Annotated in this window: 24 protein-coding genes and 1 other RNA gene; 22 read left to right on the forward strand and 3 right to left on the reverse strand. The window is 50.4% G+C overall.

Annotated features, from left to right (window positions below; translation table 11 throughout):
- Window positions 1-10: 10 nt before the first annotated feature.
- From AC0VZ8_RS00600 to AC0VZ8_RS00615, 4 genes are read left to right on the forward strand one after another with little or no spacing between them, the layout of a single operon-like run.
- Window positions 11-1,156, forward strand: a complete 1,146-nt coding sequence (locus AC0VZ8_RS00600) for a glycoside hydrolase family 88/105 protein (RefSeq protein ID WP_475485725.1) — start codon at window positions 11-13, stop codon at window positions 1,154-1,156.
- On the forward strand, window positions 1,153-1,428 hold the full coding sequence (locus AC0VZ8_RS00605) for a glycoside hydrolase N-terminal domain-containing protein (protein WP_475485726.1): 276 nt from the start codon (window positions 1,153-1,155) through the stop codon (window positions 1,426-1,428). Before AC0VZ8_RS00600 ends, AC0VZ8_RS00605 begins: the two co-directional genes overlap by 4 nt.
- Entirely contained in the window at window positions 1,409-1,621 is a 213-nt protein-coding gene (locus tag AC0VZ8_RS00610) for a hypothetical protein (protein WP_475485727.1), read from the forward strand. Before AC0VZ8_RS00605 ends, AC0VZ8_RS00610 begins: the two co-directional genes overlap by 20 nt.
- The gene (locus AC0VZ8_RS00615; RefSeq protein ID WP_475485728.1) at window positions 1,554-3,659 is read left to right on the forward strand and encodes a glycosyl hydrolase family 95 catalytic domain-containing protein; all 2,106 of its coding nucleotides are present in this window, start codon (window positions 1,554-1,556) and stop codon (window positions 3,657-3,659) included. The genes AC0VZ8_RS00610 and AC0VZ8_RS00615 overlap by 68 nt, the downstream gene beginning before the upstream one ends.
- Window positions 3,660-3,786: 127 nt before the next feature.
- On the opposite strand, the gene AC0VZ8_RS00620 is transcribed toward AC0VZ8_RS00615, so the two are convergent.
- Both AC0VZ8_RS00620 and AC0VZ8_RS00625 read right to left on the reverse strand, forming a co-directional pair.
- Complete coding sequence (locus tag AC0VZ8_RS00620) at window positions 3,787-5,859, reverse strand: serine hydrolase domain-containing protein (protein WP_475485729.1); 2,073 nt, start codon at window positions 5,857-5,859, stop codon at window positions 3,787-3,789.
- 225 nt (window positions 5,860-6,084) lie between these two features.
- Window positions 6,085-6,609, reverse strand: coding sequence for a phosphatase PAP2 family protein (locus tag AC0VZ8_RS00625; protein WP_071221142.1), 525 nt, complete (start codon window positions 6,607-6,609; stop codon window positions 6,085-6,087).
- Window positions 6,610-6,952: 343 nt separating this feature from the next.
- Here AC0VZ8_RS00625 and AC0VZ8_RS00630 point away from each other — a divergent pair, with 343 nt between their 5' ends.
- From AC0VZ8_RS00630 to argS, 5 genes are all read left to right on the forward strand, one after another.
- A complete protein-coding gene (locus AC0VZ8_RS00630) occupies window positions 6,953-7,810 on the forward strand; it encodes a carbon-nitrogen hydrolase family protein (protein WP_475485730.1) in 858 nt (285 codons plus the stop codon).
- A 49-nt stretch (window positions 7,811-7,859) separates the two neighbouring features.
- Window positions 7,860-8,531 (forward strand): GNAT family N-acetyltransferase, encoded by a 672-nt coding sequence (locus AC0VZ8_RS00635; protein ID WP_475485731.1) that lies wholly within the window; start codon window positions 7,860-7,862, stop codon window positions 8,529-8,531.
- Window positions 8,532-8,613: 82 nt separating this feature from the next.
- The gene (locus AC0VZ8_RS00640; RefSeq protein WP_475485732.1) at window positions 8,614-9,285 is read left to right on the forward strand and encodes a GNAT family N-acetyltransferase; all 672 of its coding nucleotides are present in this window, start codon (window positions 8,614-8,616) and stop codon (window positions 9,283-9,285) included.
- Between the two features lie 378 nt (window positions 9,286-9,663).
- Window positions 9,664-10,089, forward strand: coding sequence for a YwiB family protein (locus tag AC0VZ8_RS00645; protein WP_071221146.1), 426 nt, complete (start codon window positions 9,664-9,666; stop codon window positions 10,087-10,089).
- A complete protein-coding gene (gene argS / locus AC0VZ8_RS00650; RefSeq protein WP_475485733.1) occupies window positions 10,086-11,765 on the forward strand; it encodes an arginine--tRNA ligase in 1,680 nt (559 codons plus the stop codon). Before AC0VZ8_RS00645 ends, argS begins: the two co-directional genes overlap by 4 nt.
- A 102-nt stretch (window positions 11,766-11,867) precedes the next feature.
- On the opposite strand, the gene AC0VZ8_RS00655 is transcribed toward argS, so the two are convergent.
- A complete protein-coding gene (locus AC0VZ8_RS00655) occupies window positions 11,868-13,016 on the reverse strand; it encodes a S8 family peptidase (protein WP_071221148.1) in 1,149 nt (382 codons plus the stop codon).
- Between the two features lie 368 nt (window positions 13,017-13,384).
- On the opposite strand from AC0VZ8_RS00655, the gene rpoE reads away from it, so the two are divergent.
- The 13 genes from rpoE (at window position 13,385) to AC0VZ8_RS00720 (ending at window position 26,585) form a co-directional block, all read left to right on the forward strand.
- Window positions 13,385-13,951 carry a DNA-directed RNA polymerase subunit delta gene (gene rpoE / locus AC0VZ8_RS00660; protein ID WP_071221149.1) on the forward strand — a complete coding sequence of 189 codons (567 nt, stop codon included), beginning with the start codon at window positions 13,385-13,387 and terminating at the stop codon, window positions 13,949-13,951.
- Between the two features lie 699 nt (window positions 13,952-14,650).
- A complete protein-coding gene (locus tag AC0VZ8_RS00665; protein WP_071221150.1) occupies window positions 14,651-16,252 on the forward strand; it encodes a CTP synthase in 1,602 nt (533 codons plus the stop codon).
- Between the two features lie 274 nt (window positions 16,253-16,526).
- Window positions 16,527-16,919, forward strand: a complete 393-nt coding sequence (locus AC0VZ8_RS00670; protein WP_071222332.1) for a response regulator — start codon at window positions 16,527-16,529, stop codon at window positions 16,917-16,919.
- Between the two features lie 174 nt (window positions 16,920-17,093).
- On the forward strand, window positions 17,094-17,948 hold the full coding sequence (gene fba / locus AC0VZ8_RS00675) for a class II fructose-1,6-bisphosphate aldolase (protein WP_071222333.1): 855 nt from the start codon (window positions 17,094-17,096) through the stop codon (window positions 17,946-17,948).
- A 314-nt stretch (window positions 17,949-18,262) separates the two neighbouring features.
- The gene (locus tag AC0VZ8_RS00680; protein ID WP_071222334.1) at window positions 18,263-19,522 is read left to right on the forward strand and encodes a UDP-N-acetylglucosamine 1-carboxyvinyltransferase; all 1,260 of its coding nucleotides are present in this window, start codon (window positions 18,263-18,265) and stop codon (window positions 19,520-19,522) included.
- A 152-nt stretch (window positions 19,523-19,674) separates the two neighbouring features.
- Window positions 19,675-21,003, forward strand: a complete 1,329-nt coding sequence (gene rho, locus AC0VZ8_RS00685) for a transcription termination factor Rho (protein WP_071222335.1) — start codon at window positions 19,675-19,677, stop codon at window positions 21,001-21,003.
- A 32-nt stretch (window positions 21,004-21,035) separates the two neighbouring features.
- Complete coding sequence (locus AC0VZ8_RS00690; protein WP_260069643.1) at window positions 21,036-22,313, forward strand: radical SAM family protein; 1,278 nt, start codon at window positions 21,036-21,038, stop codon at window positions 22,311-22,313.
- Between the two features lie 177 nt (window positions 22,314-22,490).
- Window positions 22,491-22,688 carry a 50S ribosomal protein L31 gene (rpmE, locus tag AC0VZ8_RS00695; protein WP_006207505.1) on the forward strand — a complete coding sequence of 66 codons (198 nt, stop codon included), beginning with the start codon at window positions 22,491-22,493 and terminating at the stop codon, window positions 22,686-22,688.
- Between the two features lie 117 nt (window positions 22,689-22,805).
- Window positions 22,806-23,072: signal recognition particle sRNA large type (gene ffs / locus AC0VZ8_RS00700), an RNA gene on the forward strand.
- Window positions 23,073-23,365: 293 nt separating this feature from the next.
- Entirely contained in the window at window positions 23,366-25,081 is a 1,716-nt protein-coding gene (gene dnaX, locus AC0VZ8_RS00705; RefSeq protein ID WP_260069642.1) for a DNA polymerase III subunit gamma/tau, read from the forward strand.
- A 40-nt stretch (window positions 25,082-25,121) separates the two neighbouring features.
- Window positions 25,122-25,433 (forward strand): YbaB/EbfC family nucleoid-associated protein, encoded by a 312-nt coding sequence (locus tag AC0VZ8_RS00710; protein WP_009595540.1) that lies wholly within the window; start codon window positions 25,122-25,124, stop codon window positions 25,431-25,433.
- A 25-nt stretch (window positions 25,434-25,458) separates the two neighbouring features.
- On the forward strand, window positions 25,459-26,058 hold the full coding sequence (recR, locus tag AC0VZ8_RS00715; protein WP_071222338.1) for a recombination mediator RecR: 600 nt from the start codon (window positions 25,459-25,461) through the stop codon (window positions 26,056-26,058).
- A gap of 236 nt (window positions 26,059-26,294) precedes the next feature.
- Window positions 26,295-26,585 carry a DUF2508 family protein gene (locus AC0VZ8_RS00720; RefSeq protein ID WP_071222339.1) on the forward strand — a complete coding sequence of 97 codons (291 nt, stop codon included), beginning with the start codon at window positions 26,295-26,297 and terminating at the stop codon, window positions 26,583-26,585.
- Window positions 26,586-26,630 lie beyond the last annotated feature (45 nt).

The raw sequence follows: 26,630 nt of genomic DNA on the forward strand, positions 1-26,630 counted from the left end.
GTGGTTAACCGTGACTGAAGTTACAGTCTTGGAACGAATACCGGTCCAGGTTGCAGAAACGATCCTGTCCGCTTGCGTGGACGGATACCATCCGAATATAGCCAACAAATGGGGCTACGTGGCCGGCATGGCTTTGACTGCACTGGGCCGCCTGGCCGATTGGACGGGTGAGGAGCGTTACAATGAAGTGGTCAAGCGTCATATGGACGTCTTCATACAGGAAGACGGGGCAATAGCCGGCTACACACTGGAGGATTATAATCTCGATCATATCAATAAAGGCAAAAATCTGCTGCCCTTGTGGCGCACGACAGGAGAGGAGAAATATCGCCGGGCTGCCGAGCTGCTGGCATCTCAGCTGGTTGGACAGCCGCGGACCGACGAAGGCGGATTTTGGCATAAGAAAATCTATCCGTATCAGATGTGGCTGGACGGCCTCTATATGTCGTCACCGTTTATGGCAGAATATGCAGAAACGTTTGATGAGCCGGCATGGTTCGACGAAGCTGCCCGGCAGCTGCTGCTCATCGAGCGGCGTACCCGGAATCCGCAGACGGGGCTGCTGCATCACGCCTATGATGAGAGCCGGGAGCAGCGCTGGTGCGACAAGGAAACGGGCCGCTCGCGCCATGTATGGGGCCGTGCCATGGGCTGGTATGCGATGGCGCTCGTGGACGCGCTGGAGTTTTTCCCCGTGAGCCATCCACAGCGCGGGCAGCTGATGGGCATTTTCGAACGGATGGCCAATGCGCTCGTACGCGTTCAGGATCAAGACAGCGGGCTGTGGTATCAGGTGATGGACTGCAATGGCCGGCAGGGCAATTATGTGGAAGCTTCGGGCTCCTGCATGTTGACCTATGCCTTGGCCAAAGGCATTCGGCTTCATTATTTGGCTGAGATCGACATCGGGGTGGTCGAACGCGCCTATGACGGCATCCAGAAACATTTGATCACCGTCGACGGCGAAGGGCTGCACCTTCACGGCATCTGCCACGGCGCCGGATTGGGCGGGCGCAAATACCGCGACGGATCATACGATTATTATTTGAGTGAAAAGGTTGTCAGTGATTCGCTCATGGGCGTCGCTCCGCTTCTGCTGGTCAGCATCGAAATGGAGAGGCTGCAGGCGGGGGGCAAAGGCGGGCATCGGGGATGAGTCAAGAGAACCTGTTAACCATGAGGTATCCCGCCTCTTGGTGGCGTAATATGTGGCGTGAGGCGCTGCCCTCAGGCAATGGGATTGTCGGGGCCTCGGTATTCGGGGGCGTGCAGGAAGAGACGCTACTGCTGAATCACGAGGGGTTGTGGCATTGGGGCCGAAAGGATCCGCTGCCGGATGTGAGCATGACGCTCGCCGAAACACGAAGGCTGATGGATGAAGGACACTATACGGGGGGCCAGCTGGAACTTGGCGAACGCTTTACGTGAGCGGGGATACGGGACGAAGCTGGCCTCCCGCTTTCCGCTTGCGGCGATTAAGCTGTTCATGCCCACTACACGGTCATTCCGTCGTTACCGAAGATCCCTCAATATGGAGACCGGCGAAGTTTCGGTTGGACGGTTCGAACCGGTACGTAAGGCGGCTGTTCGTATCCCGTGCAGATGGGGCTGTCATCTATGAGATTGGCTCCGAAGAATGTGCCAATGAAGAAGTACACCCTGGAGACAGGAAAGGAACCGGTAAGCATATCGAGGATCAAGCCGGGGTGAGTCACTGTATTTCGGGAGAGATCGGACTGACGCTCTACCCAAGCGATCGATGGGGAGATACACCGGAATTCAAGGAATTGGCCGAATCCGTGGTCACTTCGGCGAAAGGCGCGTATATCCGGTACGCCGGCCGCAATGATGACGGTACAGATTTCGGTGCCGTGCTGCGGCTTATTTGTGAAGACGGAAGTTTGCAGGCAACTAAGGAAGGAACGATGTTGGAGTTTACTAGGGCCCGGCGGGCGCTTGTACTGGTGAAAGTATTTATCCGTGGCAAGCGTGAACAGGAATGGGAGCAGCTTGAGCGTGAACTCAAAACCTTCCCTGAAACGTGTGAATATGACCTGTTGCTCAAGCGCCACACCGAACTCCATGGTCCTTTGTTCCATTCCGCATCCCTGGAGCTGAACACTGCCAACAGGGACGTGCGTTCGAGCGAGGAGCTGCTGCTGGAGGCTTACGAGGGCGAGGCGCCCGTATCGCTTGTCCGTAAAATGTGGGCTTATGGAAGGTACTTGTTTATTAGCGGGACGGCAGCCGAATCGGGGCCGTTCGGACTGTACGGCTTGTGGGGCGGAGACTACCGGCTTATATGGTGCCACCATATGGCGAATGAGAATATTCAAATGATGTATTGGCACGCGCATGTCGGCGGTTTAGGAGAGCTCGTCCCTTCCCTGTTCCGCTACTATGGCAGCCTGATGGACGATTTCCGCGGCAATGCCCGCAAGCTGTACGGATGTCGCGGAATTTACATCCCGGCTGGGACCACACCGGGGATCGGAACGCCGAATCAAATCGTACCCGTCATTCTTAACTGGACGGGAGCAGCCGGGTGGCTCGCCCGGCATTATTACGAGCATTTTTTGTATACGGGCGATATCCGTTTTTTGCGGGAGGAAGCGCTGCCGTTCATGCGCAAAGCTCTTCAATTCTACGAGGATTTCGCAGTCGTTGGTGAAGACGGCTCCTATCGTCTGTATCCTTCGGTATCGCCGGAGAATACGCCGCTTAATTTTATGCCGGAGGACGGAAGGCAGCTGGCTCACCCGATGCCGACAACCGTTAATGCAACGATGGATATTGCAATTATGAAGGAACTGCTTACCCATCTGATCCAAGCGAATCGGCTAGTCGGCGGCCCAGGTTCGAAGGATGAGGAGGAGCGGTTGAAGCGAATGCTGGACCGCATGCCGCCTTACCGGACGAACGAGGACGGTGCTCTTGCGGAATGGCTGGATCCCGCGTTTAAGGACCGATACGATCACCGTCATCTCTCACATATCTACCCCTTGTTCCCGGGTGATGAAGTGACCCGTGAATCGGCACCGGAGCTGTATGTTGCCTTCGAGAAGGCGGTGCGTCTGCGCCGACTCGGCGCCCAAAGCGGTTGGTCGCTGGCTCATATGGCGTCCATCTACGCGCGGCTGGGGGAAGGCGATAGTGCACTGGAGTGTCTTGATACACTGGCGCAAGCATGCCTGCTACCGAATCTGTTTACCCTCCATAACGATTGGAGGGGGATGGGGATATGCATGGATATGCCGGCAGCGCCGATACAGCTCGATGCGAACATGGGTTGGGTGAATGCCGTACAGGAGATGCTGCTGCAGGTGTCGCCGGATATGGTGAAGCTCCTGCCGGCGCTGCCGGAGCGCTGGCGTAGTGGCCGGCTCTCAGACTGGAGGTTCCATACCGGTCGGATCACCGTGGAATGGGACCGGGATGCCGGTATGTTCCACGCCAAGCTTGAGGCTGAACGGGAGACGAACATCCTCGTTTCCCTGCCGCCTTGGGCAGGGGAATGTAGCATGGCCGGCCAGGGAGCCTCCATCCAGCCATCAACGCTAGGGCCCCTTTTTTATGCGGTTCGTCTGGGCCCGGGAACACAGCTGTCGATCCATGGCAGCCCGCAGGTCGACGGGGACGTAAGCGGACCTCGAAACTGAATTGGCCAAAGACCGGTTCATCGCAAAAAGCACCTCAACTATAGGCATGAGCCGTTGGTTGAGGTGCTTCTATTTTTAGGTTATCTTGGCTTGACAGGGAATCATGTAACCCCGCTGCCCACCCTCATTACGGCTGCAGGGTGATACCGAATGCCGAACCTGGGGCACCGGCAAATACGACAGCTCCATTGGCTGGGAGCTTCACTTCGTTACTACCGCTGACGAGGCTGTAGTTCACAACGGCCCCTTTTTCGTCATACACGGCGAATGCGCCTTGTGCCGGCAGGGTTACGGTCATGGTTTTGCCTTCAGCTTGTTTAGGGACGGTGTACCATTTGGCATAACCATCAGCTTGCAGGGTGACGGTTGATTTTTTTCCTTTATAAAGCGGCTTTACGTTCTTACCGCTCACAAACAGGGAGCCTGCGCCTTCGAGATACTCTACGCCTTTTTCCTTATAGAAGCGGAATTCGGACGTATCCCGGCTGCCAATAGCCGGAACCTGATGCTGGCTTACTGCGGTATCCTGGTCTATGATCTTTTTGTCGATCATATAACCTTCCAGACCGCTCTCGCTGTTAATCGCAACCGTCGGTTTCGTAATGAAGTACATCAGCGATGTGAATTTCTCGTTCAATGGATAGAACGTTTCGCCTTCCCGCTTGGCCCAAGCGGCAGCGGTTTCCTTGGATAACGGGTTCGCTTCCATTTTCTCGGCGGTATAATGCGATAAAGCCATTTGCCCAAGTCCAGGAATCGAAACATATTGTCTTACCCATACATAGATGCGATCATTCTTTTCTTTGACGAAGCTGACCTTCGTGCTGCCATCCGCGCTGACAAAGGTTCCATCCGCAGTGTATACATATTTCTCCGCAGGATAATCCGGCACCATCGGTACGGTAATAGACAGTTCGCCGTCCTTGATGTCGACTTTCATCTGCTGATTCGTCACGCCATAGTAACCGGCATATTTCGCGATGTCGCTAGGCATGTCGGCCTTGACCGGTTTGCCGAAGGATTTTTCCGGCTTGATTTCCTTGATGGTGCCTTTCTCCTTGAGCGCTTGCAGCAGAATGTCGTTGGCCAACAGTTGGTTGGTTGAGCTGGAACCGCCGGACGATAATACAGCGGCAGCCATGTTCTGCTCCGGAAGAACAACGAGCGAAGCGTGATACAGGATGGTGTCTCCACCTTTGGTTACGGCTTTCATGTCATATTGGTTAAACGGGAACAGTCTTACGCTGTCCCAGCCAAGTCCGTAATCGAACGAGTTATCAGCATCTTCGGGCCACAGACCCTTTTTATATTCTTCCTGCTCCATGGCTTTAACGGATTTGTCGGAAAGAATGCCTTCGGCTTCTCCGGTGAAGATCTGCGCGAACTGTACCAAGTTTTCAGCCGTAGAATAGATGCCGCCGGTTCCGATCACATTGACCGTCTCGTTAGGAAGCTGTCCTTGGTGAGTAGGATAATACAGACCCGCCATTTGGCTTAAATCCAATGTATCTTGGGATGTCTTCGTGTGGTCCAAATCTAACGGCTCGGTAAAATATTGATGAATGAAGGCAGTAAAATCCTTGCCGCTCACTTTCTCTACCAGTATCTCAGCTAACGTGAATCCATCATTACAATAAACGGAGAACGCACCCGGATCCGCTTTCAGGTTTTGGGTGGACAGCTGCTTCAGCAGCGTGTCATGTGCATGAGGGTCATTATCCTCGAACAAAAATGCATTATTCAGGCTTGAGCCTTGCAGTCCGGAGGAATGGTTAAGCAGCATGCGCGGCGTGATTTTTTTGTAACGTTCGTCTTTCATCGTGAATTCGGGTATGTACTGAACCACAGGCGTATCCAGGTTGATTTTCCCCTCATCCACCAATTTCATTACCGCAGCGGCGGTGAACACTTTACTCGTGGAACCGATGGCATACATCGTATCTTTAGTCAGCGGTTTCTTTCCTTCCATATCATTGATGCCCTCTTGCCCGGACACGGTAATCACTCCGTTGTCGATAAGGGCATATTGAACGCTTGTCGTTCCATACGTTCCGGTGAGCAGCTTGGCTTTCTCTGCGGCGGTTTTCTCAAGGCTTCCTTCAGCGGCAGCTTGGCTGTTATCTACTGCCATTACCCCAGCCGGAAGAATCATCGTAACGGCGAGTAGGGTAACCAGCATCCGTGATAGTCTTTTCTTCAATGAATAAATACCTCCTTATTAAGAATGTACTATTAGTACGATTTACCAGCCGGAATGGTTCAATCTTTTTTCAAATTTCTGCGAAATTATAATGTATACGTGTGGGAAAGATGTGAAAATTCCTATGTAGCAGCCTGGATAGAGGGTCAGCAAACACAAGTGAGGGAAGCACAAAAAAAGGCATTCCATCCATAGCCGTAAAGCCATGAGGGAGATGCCTGTATTTTAACTGAGTACGATAAGCAGCGCCGAGGTCGTTCCGACGAAACAGCCGGCCAAACAATCCGAAGGATAGTGAAAGCCAAGATAAATGCGTGACAGGCTGACCGTAAGAGCCAGCAGGATCAAGAGCAATGACAGCCACGGCGTTATGAACAGAAACGGCGTGATAATGGAAAAGATCGCCGTCGAGTGCCCCGAAGGAAACGAGTGATCCTTCATCGGTTTTTTTTCGAACCGCACCTTTTCCAGTGCCAGATAAGGCCTGATGCGCCGCATCTTCCTTTTGATGAGGGCCGTAATCAGGAAGCTGAGGGAAAGCGCAATAAAGCTCTGCCACCCCATCGTATTCCACGGCTCGGGTGCAAAAAACGCTATCGAAAGTGTCAGCACAATGGTAAAGATAGCACCCCCCATATGGGTGACCAGCGCGAGCATCGAATCCACCGTTTTGTTGCTGATCTTGCGGTTTAACCAGCGGAAGATAAGGTGGTCATGTTGCTGAAGCCAATCCATCGAACGAGTAATCATTGTGAACAGAACACCTCACATTATAATTTTGTAAGCTGTCAGCCCAAAGTTCAACCGGGCTGCAATATATGCTTGTAAGGGCTAAAGATTCATAGTGTAGACAAGAGGCTTACATACGACAGTATACAGGAGAATTGTAAAGCGTGGGTATGAATGACGTGTATTTTTTCATAAATTGAGCTTTCTTTGTCGCACGGCGAGTTGATGATATCCGTTTGAGCGTGTTGGAAGCTTGCTTCACAAGATTATGGTTTCCAAGGGAGGATGACTTCATGTTCCCATGTTCTCGAAGCTCGGAATCCGATATAATGAAAGCATCTAACTATGCCTAAGGAGGAGAAGCATGAAATTTCGCGTTTCTGCCGTGCAATATCATCTGCACACCATTCAATCCTTTGACGATTTTGCCCATCAGTCGGAGCATTATATCCGGACGGCGGAGGAATTTGAAGCCGACTTTGTGCTGTTTCCGGAATTTTTTACGACCCAGCTGATGTCCATCGGGGATGATCAAGGCAAGGCATTGACGATCAATGATCTTCCGGATTTCACAGACCGTTACCGCGAGCTGTTTCAAGGCTTTGCGAAGCAATATAATCTGCATATCATTGGCGGGACGCACGTCATTCGCCGGCAAGGGAAGCTGTACAATGTAGCGCATCTGTTCTATCCGGACGGCCGCATTGCGGAGCAGGCCAAGATTCATATCACACCTTCGGAGATTAGCGGATGGAATATGGGTGCGGGCGAAGGGCTCGAAGTGTTCGAGACAGAAAAAGGCACCGTTGCGATGCTGACCTGTTATGACATCGAATTTCCTGAGATTGTGCGCATGGCCAAGGCTAAAGGGGCCGACGTCATTTTCTGTCCGTCCTGTACGGATGATCGTCACGGATTCCACCGCGTTCGTTACACCAGCCATGCCCGGGCCATTGAGAATCAAATCTATGTGGTGCTGACCGGTACCGTTGGTTCGCTGCCAACCGTGGATCTGATGCGTGCCAACTTCGGACAGGCGGCCATCATTACCCCGAACGATATCCCTTTTCCTCCACAGGGCCTGCTGGCAGAGGGAGAGCTGAACAACGACATGATCATTACCGCCGATCTCGATCTGGATTTATTGTATCAAGTGCGCGAGAAGGGCTCCGTCACGACATGGCGTGACCGGCGTACTGATTTGTATCCGGATTGGGAGTAAGCCGTTTATCATGATTTGAGGAAAATAGGACAAAGGCGGTGCAGAGGAAATGGCCCGGTTTCATCAACAGTTTTATGTATTTGACGATGCCCGGCCGGTGCCGGTTATCATTCGAAGCTACACGGAAGCGGATTTTGACGAGCTGATCGTCATTCAATCCGAGACGTTTCCGCCCCCGTATCCGCCGGAGCAGTGGTGGAACAAGGAGCAGCTGAAGCAGCATGTCACCCTGTTCCCTGAGGGGGCTCTGTGCGTTGAAGTGGAAGGCATGCTCGCAGGGTCCATCACTTCGCTCATCGTGGATTACGGTCCGATGGAGCTTGCCCACTCCTGGGCGGAGGCCACGGATAACGGGTATATCCGGACGCATAAGCCGGGCGGGAATACGCTATACATTGCCGACATTTGCGTCAGGCCGCGCTTTCGCAAGCTTGGACTCGGCAAATGGCTGATTCAGTCGCTGTATCACGTGACCGTCGAACAGGGATTGGACCGGCTCCTTGGGGGCGGACGGATGCCCGGCTATCATCGGCATGCCCATCAAATGTCGGCTGCGGAGTATCTGGACGCTGTTGTCCGGGGTGATCTCAAGGATCCGGTGATTACCTTCCTGCTTCGTTGCGGCCGGACGCCCGTTGGGGTAGCGGCAGATTATTTGGAGGATGAAGAGTCCTGCAACTACGGGGCTCTGATGGAATGGAAAAACCCTTTCACTGGATAAGTAGTTTCGCTAGAACGATAATGAATTGGCTTCATATATAAAATGGATTTTTTGATTACATATATAAGGAGGCTTTTATCTAATGGAATATATCCGTATTACAAGCATCGACGATCCCTTGTTCCGAAAAATGCACAATCTAATGAAGGAAGTGTTCCCTCCCGAAGAGGTGCTGGAATTCAGTCTATGGAAAGAACCGTTGGAGGATCCGGGTATTCGGGTGTTTGTTGCCCTACATGAGGACGAAGTGGTGGGGACAACGGAATACCGCTATTATGAGGACTGGAATGTAGCGATGACCGATTTTACCATCATCGGGCGCGAAGGGCTCGGCATCGGCCGATTCTTGGCACAGCATCGTTTGAAGGATCTGAATCAGCTGGCGGCCGCGAACGGCAAAGAGCTGTTCGGCATGTTTGCCGAGATTTACGATCCGTACCGGGTGCAGGACCATGCATTTGGCGGCGTGAAGCCGATGGATCCTTTTGTTCGCCGCGAAGTCCTCTCGCATCTTGGCTACAAACGCACAGATATCGCCTACGTGCATCCTTCCTGGAATAATGATGGCGAAGCGGTGAGCGGGCTCGATTTGTGCTTCATGCCTGGCGATGATGCCGTTGATGAGCTGCCTGCAGAGCTGATCGTCAACTTCCTGAGACGTTACTATTCGGTACTGCCTGAGAAACCACAGGCCTGGAACGACATGGTGTCCAAGCTGGAATTGCGGGAGAAGGTAGTCTTGCTTCCGTTGTAACTTATAGATGGTTCATGCCTGATTCGTTACGGATCAGGCATATTCTTTTCCGGTTATGCCTACAGCATGCGGTATTTGGCATTCTAGTCGTAGGATGGCAGAGGGCAAGGTTATCGGGGGAACCTTGTTTCCTTGATCAGGGAAATTTAGCCCGTGCCCCCTACTCCATCGGCGAGAAGACTCTGGAGGAAAACACAGGTGTACATTATCGTGAGTGGCACAAGCAATGGGCCGATAAATTCGGAGATTGAGGATGCACCCGATCTTTCGTGTAAGCACGTGGATAGACGTTTACTTCACATTTGCTAAAATCCTCATTTGAATTGCAGGGCTATACTGGATATAGTAATACAATAGGTAAGGAAAAGAGGAACGAACATGAACGACCGAAAACAAGTGAGCATCCGTCTTCAAAGCCTTCACGAAGGGGAGAATACGATACAGGAGCTTCCGGCAGAGGCGTTTATCAAAGGGAATGTCCTGTATGTTCGCTATACCGAACCAGCGCTTGGACCGCATCAAGGGGAAACCCGGGCCATGCTCAAGCTGACGGAGGACGAGCTGAAGCTGATCCGTCACGGCGAGGTGGAGTCCGAGCAGGCATTTAAGCTGGGTCAGCGATTGCCTGGGTATTACCGCTCCCCGTTCACTTCATTTAATCTGTCTACGCACACCCAGCGTCTGGAGCTTGCGCTTGAAGGCGTGTCCGGACGAGCGGCTTGGGCGTATGATTTATATGTGTTTGACGAGTTTTCGGGACACTTTTCTATCAGTTTGACTATTCAGGAGGCACATGAATCATGACAATGAATCCATTAGATCACATTAACGGGCTGGTTGCTGAGGCGGTGGCGGACGCTGCCGTAGCTGCAGGACTGGTTTCCCGTGAGGAATTGCCAGGCATTACGCTTGAAGTTCCCAAGGATAAGTCGCATGGCGACTTGGCTACGAACGTAGCGATGCAGTTGACACGAATCGCCAAGAAGAATCCGCGACAAATTGCTGAGGCTATCTTGGAACATCTGGACATGGCGAAGGCTTCCATTCAAAAAGCAGAAATAGCCGGGCCAGGATTCATCAACTTTACCTTGGACAAGGGGTATCTCTATCCGATCGTTGCGTTGGTAGAAGAACAGGGCGACAACTACGGGCGAATTGCTACCGGAGAGGGGCAAAAGGTTCAGATGGAGTTTGTCAGCGCCAATCCCACCGGAAGTTTGCACCTGGGACATGCCCGCGGAGCGGCGGTAGGCGATGCCCTTTGCAATGTGCTTGATTTTGCTGGATACGAAGTGACGCGCGAATACTACATTAATGATGCAGGCAACCAAGTCGTGAACCTGATAAAATCCCTCGAAGCCCGTTATCTGCAGGAGCTCGGTCAGAATGCCGAAATGCCGGAAGATGGATACCACGGCGAAGATATCAAAGGGTTTGCTAAAGAGCTTGTAGCTGAGAAGGGCGACTCTTTGCTGTCCATGGATCCAAGCGAGAGAGCGGCATTCCTTCGTCAGTTCGGGCTTGAGAAGGAACTGGATAAAATCAAACGCGATTTGAATCGATTCCGCGTTCATTTTGACGAATGGTTTAGTGAGACATCCCTGTACGAGAACGGACTCGTGGAGAAATCCCTGGAAGAGCTGAAATCGAAGGGCGAAGCTTATGAGAAGGATGGGGCAACCTGGCTTCGTACCACCGACTATGGGGATGACAAAGACCGCGTCCTCGTGAAGAATGACGGAACCTATACTTACCTAACGCCGGATATTGCGTACCACCGCAATAAATACGAGCGCGGCTACGACAAGATCCTCAATATTTGGGGAGCCGATCACCATGGTTACATTCCGCGGATGAAGGCAGCTATGGAGGCGCTGGGCAATGATCCGGACAAACTCATCGTATTGATCGCCCAGATGGTCAGCCTGTTCCAGGATGGCGAGAAAGTGAAAATGTCCAAGCGTACCGGTAAAGCGGTCACGATGGAAGATTTGATGGATGAAGTCGGCGTAGACGCAATCCGCTATTTCTTCACTATGCGCAGCATGGATTCGCATCTGGATTTCGATATGGATCTGGCGGTGTCAACGTCCAATGAGAATCCGGTTTTCTATGTGCAGTATGCTCACGCACGTATCTGCAGCGTATTCCGCCAAGCGGAGGAGCAGGGCGTTAATCTCCTGCCGCTTTCGGAAGTTAACCTGAGCGTTCTGACAACCGAGCACGAATACGACATTTTGCGCAAAATAGGAGAGCTCCCGCAGGAAGTGTCGCTTGCTGCAGAGAACTATGCTCCGCACCGACTTATCCGGTATGTATACGAGCTGGCCTCCTTGTTCCACAGCTACTATCGAGCTGAGCGCGTGATTACGGAGGATGCGGATCAAACGCAGGCTCGCCTGACTTTGCTTCGAGCTGTTCGTACGGTTATTGCTAACGTGCTTCGCCTGATGGGCGTATCGGCGCCGGAACGGATGTAAGGAGCCTTAATTTGAATATGTGACAGCAGCCGTCTTTCCGTGGAAAGGCGGCTGTTTTTAATTTGTAAACGGACTTTCTTTTGTAGGTGCTGAAGAATCAGTCTATAATTTCATGCCCTCGCGCAAAAATTTCAAGGCATTTACCTCTCCATCGGAGACGCTGTATCCTTTTTTAAGCTTAAGGGGAGAGGACGTGCGTCGCAGCAGGGCCTTAATGGTAGCCGTTTTTTTTAGGTCAGGCTTTTGCGCAAGCAGCAGGGCGATCGCTCCGCTGACGTGCGAAGTCGCCATAGAGGTGCCACTCATCTCGTGGTATTTTCCTTGCAGCCAAGCGGACACGATTTTATCTCCAGGTGCATAAATATCGACAAATTGCCCGCGATTGCTAAAGGCAGGGATCTTCCGGTTACGGTCGGTAGCTCCGACGGATATGGTTTGAGGATAACGGGCAGGATAGTCAGCAGTACGGCGTTTGCCGTCATTGCCGGAGGAGGCTACAATAATGACGCCTGCTTGGTTGGCCTTGCCTACAACATCCAGCAACGCGCGGCTTCGGGTCTGCATACCGAAACTCATATTAATGATATCGATCTCGGCCCGCACGCACCAGTCGATGGCCAGAATGATATCCGACACAAAGGCGGATCCGTTGTGATCAAAGGCTTTGACTGGATACACCACAGATCTTGGAGCAACGCCAATCATGCCCTGCGTGCTGTTCGCAGCAGCGATGGTACCCGAAATATGTGTTCCGTGTCCATTGTCATCATATGGCGGTATGTTCCGGTGGACGAGATTAATCCCTCGAGTCAGCGAATACTTCAGATCGGGGTGAGCGAAATCCACCCCGGTGTCGATAACCGCAATCTTCATGCGGTGTCCTGTCGAGATCGACCAGGCTTGAGGGGCTTTGATCTGCTTGATACCCCATGGGATCCCGGTTAGCGTTCCAATTGTCCCTTGTATGGCTTGGATATGAACCTGGTCATCCTCTTCTACCATCAGTTCATTCCGAAACTCCGCTTCAAACTTCGCGGTTTGGGGAGCTGGAGCGATGATGGTTTGGGTAAGCGGCGAATAGCTGACTGAGCTCGGGAAACGCCTTTTCCCGACAAGTCTTATCCATTCGCGGATACATTCCTGGTACAGCTGAGGGTCATGAAACGTGAGGAGCCGCCGGTTCATTTCCCGGACGTTCCGCATAGGGTTCGTCTCTGTAAGTAGTGATTGCATGATCCGGGTGTAATCCATATGTGGCAATCTCCCTTCTCGATGAACCGTTGCTTCAGTATTGTATGAACCGGGGAGAGTGCCCGAATGGGATGTTGCCCTTTTTCCGGGAAATAGGCCCTGTTTACCGTGTCAAAGCAGCAGGGCTAACATAAGATACATGGAGGGAACATCAAGGTTCTCTTATCTAATCCCGTAAGGAGTCGATCCTTGGGGCGGATACAGTCAGAAGACGGAGACAATTGTCTCCGTCTTTTTCCTTTTGGTACCTGATGGGTAATGTAGCGCAGAAAAACTTGATTTTTATTTCCAAATAGGTTTTACTTAGTTTTGATAATGGATATGTTGAGGGTATAACGTGAAGATTGTGTGAGAGGAAGTGTGCGTTAGTGAGTAATCCGCTCAATTTAAAGATCGATCCGGAGAAGATTCAGGAAATCCCAATGGTTGACCTGGCTTTTATGGTTCTGAAGGCGGCGAATACGCCGTATTATTACCGTGACCTTATGAATGAGGTGGCCAAGCTTCGCGGCTTTACGGAACAGGAAATTAACGAAACGATTGCCCAGTTATATACCGAGATCAATATAGACGGACGTTTCGCATGTGTAGGAACGAATCTGTGGGGACTAAAGCGCTGGTATCCGCTGGAGAAGTCCGAGGATCCGATTGCGAACGCCAAGCGTCCGCGGATCATCAACGATGAAGATGATGATGACGATGACTTCACCGATGAAGAAGATACTTATAGCGGTGACGATGTCGAGGAGGATTTCGACAGCATCGATGAAGAAGATGGTGATCACGACGATCTCTTCCCGGATGATGACGATGCTGACGATGAAGTAGACGAAGAGGTTGTTCTGGATGATGACGAATTGGAAGACGAGGATTCCGAATCCGATGAGGAAGATGATCTGGAAGATGAAGCATTTGAGGAAGACGATAAGGATTAATCCCTCATGCAGCAGGGACTTTAGCACTTGTCTGAGCTGATTATGACTGTGTTTTACATTGTCAGCCGATTGGGGAATTTTGAGGTTGCTTCTTCTCTTGACAAGCAGACAAGGCACAGAGTAAACTATTGCTTGGGCTTATGATTGTGGATTAAATATGTTTAATATAAAAGTGCCCCGTTATTTATTCGGGGTCACTTTTTTTGTTTTTAAGGCTCAGAAAGTGTAAACGACGCTAGCTTCTGGACCTAATAACGCAAGAGAAACACCTTATCAAAAGCGGTCTGTCTTCTGGAAGTTTGTCGATAGACATTTTTTCTTTGGACTGTGGAGGCATCCTTCCTGTATGGACTGGACTTTCATGGTCTCTTGCAGTGAGTATTCCGCCGGTAGGGGACATCTTCTGCTAAACCTTATGTCAACTAAGATTCAAGTTTGCAGTTGTTTAAGATGAGGTATGGAAACCGCTCGTCTTGATGCCTCATAACGCATGCCGTGTTAAGCAGCTCGACATGATATGAGGATCATTTAAGCGTCAATATATGCGGTTTGTAATAGGTCGGAGGTCAGCTCGCTCACCATTTTTGGAAGCGAGCGATGCTTTTTTGTTGGTCCCTCTGATGAATCAGGGGAAAACGGGTTAGGATAAACATCATATGTCGCCTGAAGTTATGGAGATTATATAGGAGGGTTTTTACAGTGACAAAGTATATTTTTGTAACAGGCGGGGTCGTGTCATCTCTTGGTAAGGGAATTACCGCCGCTTCGCTCGGTAGATTGCTTAAGAACAGAGGGCTCAAGGTAACGATTCAGAAATTCGATCCGTACATTAATATAGATCCGGGCACCATGAGTCCTTACCAGCATGGCGAAGTATTCGTTACGGACGACGGTGCGGAAACCGACCTGGACCTGGGACACTATGAGCGCTTCATCGATATTAACCTGTCGAAGAACAGCAATGTGACAACAGGGAAAGTATACTCTTCTGTTATCAGCAAGGAACGTCGGGGAGAATATTTGGGCGGTACCGTGCAGGTAATCCCTCATATTACGAACGAAATCAAGGAGCGCGTGTTCCGTGCAGGCCGTGAAGCGGGTTCGGATGTGGTTATTACCGAAATCGGCGGAACGGTCGGCGATATCGAAAGCCTTCCTTTCCTTGAGGCGATCCGTCAAATTAAGAGCGACGTTGGCCGTGAGAACGTGATGTATATTCATGTAACCCTCATTCCATATATTAAGGCAGCCGGTGAAGTAAAAACGAAGCCGACCCAGCACAGTGTAAAAGAACTCCGCAGTATCGGCATTCAGCCGAATGTTATCGTGTGCCGTACGGAGCATGAGCTTTCAACCGAGATGAAAGCAAAAATCGCGCTCTTCTGCGATATCGATCCTAACGCGGTTGTAGAATGTCGCGATGCCTCCTCGCTGTATGAGGTGCCTCTGAATTTGCGTGAAGAAGGTCTTGATGAAATTGTAGTCAATCATTTGAAATTGACTACCCCTGCGCCGGATATGAGCGAGTGGGAAGATCTGGTGGAGCGTGTATCCAAACTGGAGAAGACCGTTGAGATTGCGATCGTTGGTAAATATGTCGCACTGCACGATGCATACCTCAGTGTTGTTGAATCCCTGTCTCATGCAGGCTTTGATGCTAATGCTGACGTGAAGATCCGCTGGGTGAATGCCGAAGAGATTACGGCAGACAACGTGGAAGAGGCGTTGAGTGGCATTGGTGGTATCCTTGTACCAGGTGGATTTGGAGATCGGGGTATCGAAGGTAAGATCAGCGCGATTCGTTATGCCCGTGAGCGCAACATTCCATTCTTCGGTATTTGTCTTGGGATGCAAGTGTCTGTTATTGAATATGCCCGTTCGATTGTCGGTCTGAACGGCGCGAACAGCTCGGAAATTGATCCGGCTACCGAATATCCAGTCATCGACCTGCTGCCGGAGCAGAAGGATATCGAGGATCTTGGCGGAACGATGCGTTTGGGTCTGTATCCATGTAAGCTGGTTCCAGGATCGCTTGCAGAGTCCTGCTACCAGGACGAGCTCGTTTATGAAAGACATCGCCACCGGTATGAGTTCAACAACCAGTACCGCGAAGATATTGAAAAAGCAGGTCTGCGCATATCCGGTACTTCTCCGGATGGACGTCTGGTTGAAATTGTAGAGCTGCCAGGACACCCTTGGTTCCTCGCCGTGCAATTCCATCCGGAATTCACTTCCCGACCGAACCGTCCGCAGCCGCTGTTCCGTGAATTTGTAAAAGCCTCGATCCAGCATCAGGCATAATTGAGAAGAGCCTCTTTTGAAGAGGCTCTTTTTTGCGTAGAAATCCTTTGTCATAATGACGGAGAGGGTAAGCTAAACGTTCAGAGCGGATGTCCGGGGCTGTCGATTTCGTATACAACAAATTCGTACATCTTTTTTTCTTACTTTTTTTAGGATTGGAAGGAATTCGACATCTACAGGCGAATACAAATAATGGTCGGTTTATGGGAAAGTTAGGAACTTTCGAGTTTGCATATACTCATTGTACGATTTAAGTATCGGGGAGGTTGAAGGGATGAGCAAGGAAAGCAAACACAAAGTGCTGATTGTGGATGACCAGAATGGTATCCGCATCCTGCTTGTGGAAGTGTTCAGCAGTGAAGGATATGAGACGTTTCAAGCGGCAAACGGCAAGGCTGCACTTGAAATTGTGAAGATGCATGCCCCGGATTTGGTGCTGCTGGATATGAAAATTCCTGGAATGGACGGGCTTGAGATTTTGAAGCATATAAAACAGATGAATCCGGACATTAAGGTGATCATGATGACAGCCTATGGAGAGCTTGACATGATCAAGGAAGCAACCGATCTTGGTGCGTTGATGCATTTTACCAAACCCTTTGATATTGACGAGATGCGTCAAGCCGTCAATATGCAGCTGAAAGGGACCGCCAGTAATATCGGTTGAATGATGAATTCTGCTCAAAGGGCGGAATTCTTTTTTTTGCCAGAATGTGAGGTCCTTCGCAGCATTTTAGGAAATGCTTGTTTAGTATTTATGACGCGATGTGGTATAATAAGTCCGTATGTTATATCGGCTAAAAACCATAGACAAACTAAGCATCTATAGGAGGATGAAACCATGCCATTAGTATCAATGACAGACATGCTGAACAAAGCACTCGAAGGTAAATATGCTGTTGGTCAATACAACATCAACAACCTGGAGTGGACATATGCGATTCTTGAAGCGGCTGAGCAAGAGAAATCACCGGTAATTCTTGGTGTTTCCGAAGGGGCAGCTCGTTATATGGGTGGATTCAGCACCGTCGTACACATGGTAAAAGGCTTGATGGAGGACCTGAAAGTTACAGTTCCTGTTGCCATTCACCTTGACCACGGTTCAAGTGTTGAGAAATGTAAAGAAGCAATCGACGCAGGATTCACATCGGTTATGATCGATGATTCCCACAGCCCGATTGATACGAATATTGCAACAACGAAACAAGTCGTTGAGTATGCTCATGCTAAAGGCGTTTCCGTTGAAGCTGAAGTCGGCATGGTCGGCGGACAAGAAGATGATGTTATCGGTGACGTAATGTACGCGAAGCTGGACGATTGCGTTCGCATCGTGAACGAAACTGGCATCGACACATTGGCACCTGCGCTTGGTTCTGTTCATGGTCCTTACAAAGGCGAACCAAACCTTGGTTTCAAGGAGATGGAAGAGATTCGCAATGCTGTGAAACTTCCGTTGGTGCTTCATGGTGGTACAGGCATTCCGACGCATGACATCAAGAAAGCGATCTCCTTGGGTACTTCCAAAATCAACGTGAACACTGAGAACCAAATCTCGTTCTCTAAAGTTGTTCGTGAAGTGCTTGCTGCTAAACCGGAAGCTTACGATCCACGCACATTCTTGAAACCAGGCCGTGAGGCAATCAAGGAAACCGTTGTTGGCAAAATCCGTGAGTTTGGTTCCAACAATCAAGCTTAATTATTCATAGTTAAGTCGCTTGTAGTTCTAGTGGCTACGACATGACGATTGGAATCACTTAAGATATTTAGGCTGTCTTATGCTGCATACATTGAAATGGAAAGCACACCGCGTAGCCGGTGTTTTTCCATTTCATTTATTAAGATATCAAAGTACAAGCGGGTTGTGAGCTTCACAACCGGATCATCTAGAACAAAAAGAAACGCTAAATGCGGTCTGTCATCCTTAAGGAACGTCGATAAGACGTTTTTCTTGTATGACGGCCATCAGAACCATTTCCGGCTGCGAAGTGATGTAGGGGGACCCGAAAGCTTATGGAAAAATTGATGATCAGCGGTGGACGCCCACTGCGAGGTACTGTAACAATCAGTGGTGCCAAGAACAGCGCGATTGCGTTAATTCCCGCCGCAATTCTGGCGGAATCGGAAGTCGTACTTGATAATTTGCCGCTTCTCAGCGATGTGGCTGTTTATGCTGAGATCTTGGAAGAATTGGGCGGGCAAGTTTCATGGGAAGGCAATCAGATGAGAATTGACCCTTCTGATATCAAATCTATTCCGATGCCTAACGGACCCGTTAAGAAACTGCGCGCGTCCTACTATATGATGGGCGCCATGCTTGGAAGATTTAAAGAAGCCGTGATCGGCCTGCCGGGCGGTTGTAATTTTGAACCTCGTCCCATCGACCAGCACATTAAGGGTTTTGAAGCGCTTGGCGCAACCGTCACCAATGAACACGGTTCGATTCATCTGCATGCTAAAGAGCTGCGAGGCGCGAAGATCTATCTGGATGTGAGCAGTGTTGGTGCAACGATTAATATTATGCTGGCGGCTGCTAAGGCCAAAGGCTCCACAATTATTGAAAATGCGGCGAAAGAGCCTGAAATTATAGATGTTGCTACACTTTTGAATTCCATGGGAGCTGTCATTAAGGGCGCCGGAACGGAAACGATCCGGATTGAAGGCGTAACCGAGATGCATGGCTGCCGCCATTCCATTATTCCAGACCGGATTCAGGCTGGTACATATATGATTGCTGCCGCAGCTACTCGCGGTGATGTTCTGATTGACAACGTCATCCCGAAACACCTTGAAGCCCTCACGGCCAAGTTGATCGAGATGGGTGTTGGTATTGAGGAGCTGGACGAAAGCATCCGCGTAATCGGTAAGGACCGATACCAGCATGTGGACGTGAAGGCGCTTATATATCCTGGATTTGCAACGGATTTGCAATCACCAATGACCAGTCTGCTTACCCAAGCGGAAGGCGTCAGTGTCCTTAGTGATTTTGTATATAGCAACCGATTTAAACATGTTCCGGAGTTAGTTCGCATGGGTGCCAAGATCCGTGTGGAGGGACGCTCGGCCATTATAGAAGGTGGTCCGCTGAACGCAGCCAAGGTCAAAGCGACCGACCTGCGCGCAGGTGCGGCTCTTGTGATTGCGGGACTAACCGTACCTGAAGGGGTGACGGAGGTCAGCGGCGTAGAATTCATTGATCGCGGCTATGACCATCTGGTATCCAATCTGCGCATGCTGGGTGCCGACGTATGGCGTGAGACCGAGGAAGAATGATTTTTTACCAAAATGAGGGAAATGTGTGGTTGAAACTGCATATCTCCCTCAGATTTGGGTAATGCTCCTAGTAAAGCTCTCATAGAATAATAGACTACATGACAGCAGGATCTGCTGTGACAGAAACAAATAATTGAATAGGTGGTTATTGAATGGATTTACAAATAGCCGATTTGGAAGGCATGAAGCTGACGGATCTGTATAAGCTGGCCAAAAAGTATCAGATTCCTTATTATGGCCAGTTGAAGAAAAAAGAATTGATATTTGCCATTCTCCGGGCGCAGGCCGAACAGAGCGGCTTGATGTTCATGGAGGGCGTACTCGAGATTTTGCCGGAAGGTTACGGTTTTCTTAGACCGATCAACTATCTGCCGAGCACGGAGGACATCTACATTTCGGCCTCCCAGATTCGTAAATTTGATTTACGGACCGGAGATTTGGTTTCGGGTAAATGCCGGACACCTAAAGAGAACGAACGTTACTTCGGGCTGCTGCAGGTCAACGCCGTGAATGGTGAGAATCCTGCCGTCGCAGCGGAACGATTGCACTTCCCAGCCTTGACTCCTCTATATCCGCAAGAAAAGCTTGTTCTTGAAACATCCCCTAATCAGTTGTCAACCCGAATTATGGATCTGCTTGCACCTGTAGGTTTAGGACAACGCGGTTTGATCGTGGCACCGCCAAAAGCAGGGAAAACGCTCCTCTTAAAAGAAATCGCCAACAGCATCTCAACCAACAATCCAGAGATTGAACTGTTTGTTTTACTCATCGATGAACGGCCTGAAGAAGTGACGGATATGCAGCGTTCCGTTAAGGGCGAGGTGGTTGCTTCTACTTTTGACGAGCTTCCGGAGAACCATATTAAAGTGGCGGAACTGGTATTGTCCCGTGCCTTGCGGCTGGTGGAGCATAAGAAGGACGTTGTTATATTGCTGGACAGCATCACCCGTCTTGCGCGTGCATATAACCTGGTTATCCCTCCGTCCGGAAGAACCCTGAGCGGCGGTATTGATCCTGCGGCATTCCATCGTCCGAAACGCTTCTTCGGTTCGGCGCGTAACGTGGAGGAAGGCGGAAGCCTGACGATTCTGGCTACAGCCTTGGTTGAAACCGGATCGCGGATGGATGATATTATTTATGAGGAATTTAAAGGAACGGGCAATATGGAACTGCACTTGGATCGCCGCTTCGCGGAACGCCGTATTTTCCCGGCGATCGACATCCGTCGCTCCGGTACCCGGCGTGAAGAGGTGCTCTTGAACAAGGATGAACTGGATACCATTTGGGCGATCCGTAAAAATATGAACGACTCTGCTGACTTTGTGGAAGGATTCCTCAAAAAAATGCGTGACAGCAAGAATAACGCGGAGTTCTTGGCATCATTTGATGTGAATGCCAATAACGGCAGCGGAACCGGGACTCAGAGCCAGACAGCCAGACGTCCATCGCGTGCATCTGCAGCGACGGCACCTCAGAGCTAAGCCTGAATCAACCCGGAGAATAGGAGATCAACATGTATTTGGTTTATGCAGATGAGCAAGGGAACGTTTATGATCATTCCGAGCTGTTCGGGCTTGCCCGAAGCGGTGATATGATCGTTGAAATATTGGATGATGAATTGATACCTTTGCCAGAGGGAGCTACCCTGGTCGGGCTGCCGAGCACCCGAGCGATCGGGATGGATCCGGAGACCGGTGAAATGATGCCGCTTGAGGATGGGTATACCGCTGTCGGAGCGCTTTTGCCGCAAGGATACACCCGCTTGTGCTTGCCAGGGTACGTGAAGACGGACAAGGAATATAAGCTGCCGCTATTCGGTTACTCGGCGGTGGTATGGAAGGATGGCGCCTTCTATACGACGGCGCGTTTATCCGATGACCCCGAGAAGTGGAATCCTGTGAACTGCGATCTGAACGATCTTGAGCTTGGGGTTAAGACGCTGAAGGAGAAATACCCGGAGAATCGGCTCTATGAGCATCTGTCTAACTGTGCCTTAGGATATGAATGCCTGACGGCATCCAACACCTTCCTGAATCGCTGGGAAGGCGCTGTTCCCGTATCTTACTCCTGCAATGCCGGCTGCTTCGGTTGTATATCGGAACAGCCGGATGACAGCGGCTTTGTCGCGCCTCAGACCCGCATGAACTTCCGTCCGAGAGTGGATGAGCTGGTGCAGGTTATGCTGGAGCATTTGAAGACACCGGAATCGATCATCAGCTTTGGCCAAGGTTGTGAGGGAGAGCCCTCCACGCAGGCGAAGATCATTATAGAAGCCATGAGAGAAGTTCGGGCGCAGACTGATATGGGCTACATCAATATTAATACCAATGCGGGCCTGACCGATTTTATCCGCGGCATCGTGGATGCGGGTCTTGATCTGATGAGAGTCAGCACCATCAGTGCATTGGATGATCATTATAACGCATACTACAAGCCAAGGGGCTATACGCTGGCCAATGTGGAGAAATCCCTTCGCTATGCAACCGATCAAGGCGTGTATACATCCATCAACTATCTGATCTTCCCGGGCGTGACCGATCGCGAGGAAGAGCTGGAGGCCATGATTGAGTTTGCCCGCCGCACGGGCCTCAAGTTAATCCAGCTCCGTAATCTCAATATTGACCCTGAGAGCTATCTCGAGCTTATTCCGCCTGCACAAGGCGAGATTCTGGGGATGAAGCAGGCTATTGAGATTATGCAGGAGGAGCTGCCGGATGTCGTGATTGGCTCCTATACGCATGTGCCGCCTGCGGGACAGGCAAGACCGAAGAAGAGACCTTCGATTATCTAGCAGAATCGTACTGGCATTGCATATGTTAAAATCAGGTTAAAATTCCAGTTGTGGACTTGTCTGATGATTTGTGTATGGGCTATTGCGCATTCAATATGCTCGTGATATACTCCATTTATGTGTCCATATAACTCTGGGTCCGCATGAGGCTCAGGGCGGAAAGAGGTGAAAGCTACAATGAAACAAGATATTCAACCGAAATATCACGTTACTACAGTTACTTGTGCTTGCGGTAATACGTTTGAGACAGGTTCTGTAAAACCAGATCTTCGTGTAGAGATTTGCTCGAACTGTCATCCGTTCTTCACAGGTAAACAGAAATTCCTGGATGCTGGCGGTCGTGTTGATAGATTCAAGAAGAAATACGGTATCTAATAAACAAACCCTTCGCCCTTGTGGTCGAAGGGTTTTTGTCTGTTTACAGGGCTGGTGGAGTATGCAACTTCTTCCGTCGGTTGCTTTTTTGATAGCCATGCGATATACTAAAGTTCGCCGTGCTAGACGGGGAGGTAGCGGTGCCCTGTAACTCGCAATCCGCTGTAGCGAGGTTGAATTCCTGTTAGAGGTATTGTCGATGTGAGGCTGGTCCCTGCGCTCAACGTTGACGGTTGGGTCCTCCGCAATGAGCACTTGTGAACCTGGTCAGGTCCGGAAGGAAGCAGCCATAAGCAAGATCGCTTTTGTGCCGGAGGGGTGCCTAGCCCGAGTTGTTGCTCAGGATTGCCGCTCGGATCGCAATTATCAATAACAGGTGCACGGTATACATATCTGCACATAACACCTTTGCCATATTGGCAAGGGTGTTTTTTGTCGAGACGGCTATTGATTCAAGCTGATCCTTCATATGCACTTTGGATAAAGATTTCCAAGTAAACGTTTTGCTAAGGCAGGGGAAAGTAGTATAGAATGTAGTATAATATAACCGTTAAACTCACGCCTTTTGGGCTGGGATTGACCATGAATGCAACAGTAAAGCACGCGAGGATCGGGCTTAGTATAAACCTTAGGGTTCTCGATCTCGTGAAGTGGAAGTTGAAAGAGGGTAAAGCACAGTGGAACATATCGCGTTATATCGTGCTTGGCGACCACAGTCGTTCGGCGACATGGTGGGCCAGCAGCATATTATCCAGACCCTGCAGAATGCCATTCGCGAGCAGCGGGTTTCCCATGCCTACCTGTTCAGCGGTCCACGGGGTACAGGCAAGACCAGTGCCGCTAAAATTTTGGCCAAAGCCGTGAACTGCGAGCATGGTCCGGCTGAGGAACCCTGCAATGAATGCGAGGCCTGCCGGCGTATAACGTCCGGAGCCGTCATGGACGTTCAGGAGATCGATGCTGCATCCAACCGCGGCGTCGAGGAAATCCGTGATTTGCGGGAGAAAGTCAAATACGCACCGACCGAGGTGCGGCGCAAGGTTTATATTATCGATGAAGTACACATGCTGACGACGGAAGCGTTCAATGCCTTATTGAAAACGCTGGAGGAACCGCCGGCACACGTGATGTTTATACTAGCGACAACAGAGCCGCACAGGCTTCCGGCAACGATTATTTCACGCTGTCAACGGTTTGACTTCCGTAGAGTTTCCTTGGACGAACAAACCGGGCGTCTGGAGCAGATTTGCGGAGAAGAAGGCATTACGGCAGAGCATGAAGCGCTGCAGTATATCGCACGTCTGTCGGATGGCGGTATGCGGGATGCACTGAGCATTCTGGATCAGATTGCTTCTTTTACCGGAGGTACGGTATCTTACCAGCAGGTCATGGACATGACGGGCGGCATTGCCTCGGAGCAGTTTGGCCGTCTGGCCAGTGCCGTGAAACAGGGGGATGCCGGACTTGTGCTGCAGATTGTGGAGCAATTCATGCAGGAGGGGAAAAGTGCAGATAAATGCATGGAGAATCTCTTGTATTATTTCCGCGATTTGCTCATGATCAAGATGGTTCCAGGTGCTGACAAGCTGACCGATCGGGTCTTGAATCCGGCAGAGTTTCAGGAGATGGCAAATGCCTTCAGCCGAGAGGAACTATTTCAAATGATTGATACGCTGAACCGGTATCAGAGTGAGATGAAATACGCCTCGCAGCCGCAAACTTTGTTTGAGGTAGCGTTGCTCAAGCTCTCCGGTATAACCCAATCTGCGGGTGGGGCCGCAGCTGCCCATAGTACGGCCGATGCAGGTGAACTCGCTCAGCTGAAGCAGCACGTAGCCGCACTTGAGAAAAAGCTGGAGCGACTGATACAAAATGGTGTTCCTGCATCAGGTCAACGCGAACCGGCCAAGTCTACCCGTACACCGGCACCGAAAGCAGCTTCATCAGCCAAGATTCCGCAGCATATGGATCAGTATGTATCTTGCCGAACCGGGGAGGATTTTACCTCTGTTCAACGGCAGTGGGCCCAAATTCTGCAGAATGTGAAAGAGGAGAAGGTCACGGTCCACGCATGGCTGATGGATGGTGAGCCCGTTTCCGTATGGGAAGACAAGGTTCTTGTCGCTTTTAAAAACAACATCCACCGCGAAACCACGGAGAAACCTGCCAATAAACAGGTGATTGAAGGGGTTCTTGAGTCAACGCTTGGCAAGCCGTATCATCTGGTTACCATGATGCTTCGTGATTGGAGTGACGCGGTAGAAGGAGTGGGCAAGCCTCAGGCCGAAGAACTTAAGCTTGAGCACGAAGAAGCGGAGGCCGGTGGGGAAAAACCATGGATTGATGAGGCCATCCAGTTGTTTGGAGAAGACCTCGTTGTCATAAAAGACTAGCACGTCCCTACGTGCACCCTATTATAAGGAGAGATGAATCATGAATAATATGAACCAAATGATGAAGCAAGTGAAAAAGATGCAGGAGCAAATGCTCAAGGCTCAGGAAGAGCTCGCTACGAAAACCGTTGAAGGAACTTCCGGCGGTGGCGTGGTTACCGTGGAAGCGAATGGCCATAAACAAATTTTGTCCATCAACATCAAACCTGAGGCGGTTGATCCGGATGACGTGGAAATGCTGCAGGATCTGGTATTGACTGCGGTTAACGATGCTCTTGCCAAGGCTGAAGAAATCGCAAATGCTGATATGGGCAAATTCACAGGCGGCATGAAAATTCCGGGCTTGTTCTAATCTAACCTAGAAGGAGTAGTTACATTTGTACTATCCTGAACCGATCGCGAAGCTCATCGACGCCTTTACGCGACTGCCGGGTGTGGGGCCGAAGACGGCCGCCCGCCTGGCTTTTCATGTTCTGAACATGAAGGAAGATGACGTTATAGATTTTGCCAAAGCGCTAGTCAGTGTCAAAAGGAATCTGCACTACTGCTCCGTCTGCTGCAACATCACCGATACGGATCCATGCCGGGTATGTCAGGACAAAACCCGGGATGCTTCGACTATCTGTGTGGTACAGGATGCGAAGGATCTCGTGGCAATGGAGCGTACGAAGGAATTCGATGGCTACTATCATGTCCTCCATGGGGCCATATCTCCAATGGAGGGGATCGGGCCGGATGAGATCCGTCTGAAGGAGCTTCTTACGCGTTTGAGTGACGAACGTGTAAAAGAACTCATTTTGGCGACAAACGCTAATATCGAGGGGGAGGCAACAGCGATGTACATATCGCGTCTGGTCCGCCCTTTTGATATTAAGGTGACCCGAATTGCCCATGGACTGCCTGTTGGCGGTGACTTGGAGTATGCAGATGAAGTGACTTTATCTAAGGCACTCGAGGGCCGAAGAGAACTGAACTGATATTTTGTGATTCTTTGCAAGTTTCGTTTGAGATGTCAAAGCTAATAAGCTATAAGAGAACGAGCATCGGAAGCAATTCCGTTGGCTCGTTTTTTGTTTGCTAACTTTAAGGTGTAGAATGCAGAAATTGAAAGAGTTCTTTTGGTTCTAAGTTTGTCCTTCTCTCGATATGAATGTTACAGACGGTCTAATTAAGAGCAGTTTTTTAACATTCATATTTATAGGGAGTGAACGGAATGAAGATATGGTGGAAGCAGTCGAGGAAAAAAGTAGAGGAAACGTATATCACTGCAGAGGATCAGGAACGGATGTGGCATGTCTTCCTGGACGTCCAGAGATCCCAAATGGAGTGGGAGCGGGCGCACTTGCTGTTTCAAGAGGCAACGGGACAGGATCAGATCGATTATGCGATCTATATGCTGGAAGCGGCGGAGCGCAAATACCAGATGAATCTCAAACAGGCCAAGCAGCTCAACCTGGATGGGGCAAGGATGCAATACATCGAGCAAAAAAGGGAGAATGGTTAAGCCAAGGCTGAGAGGGATGTCTAATGACCATTGAAGGAGGAGTAT

It is taken from the genome of Paenibacillus sp. QJM3NY_38, from assembly GCF_056173265.1.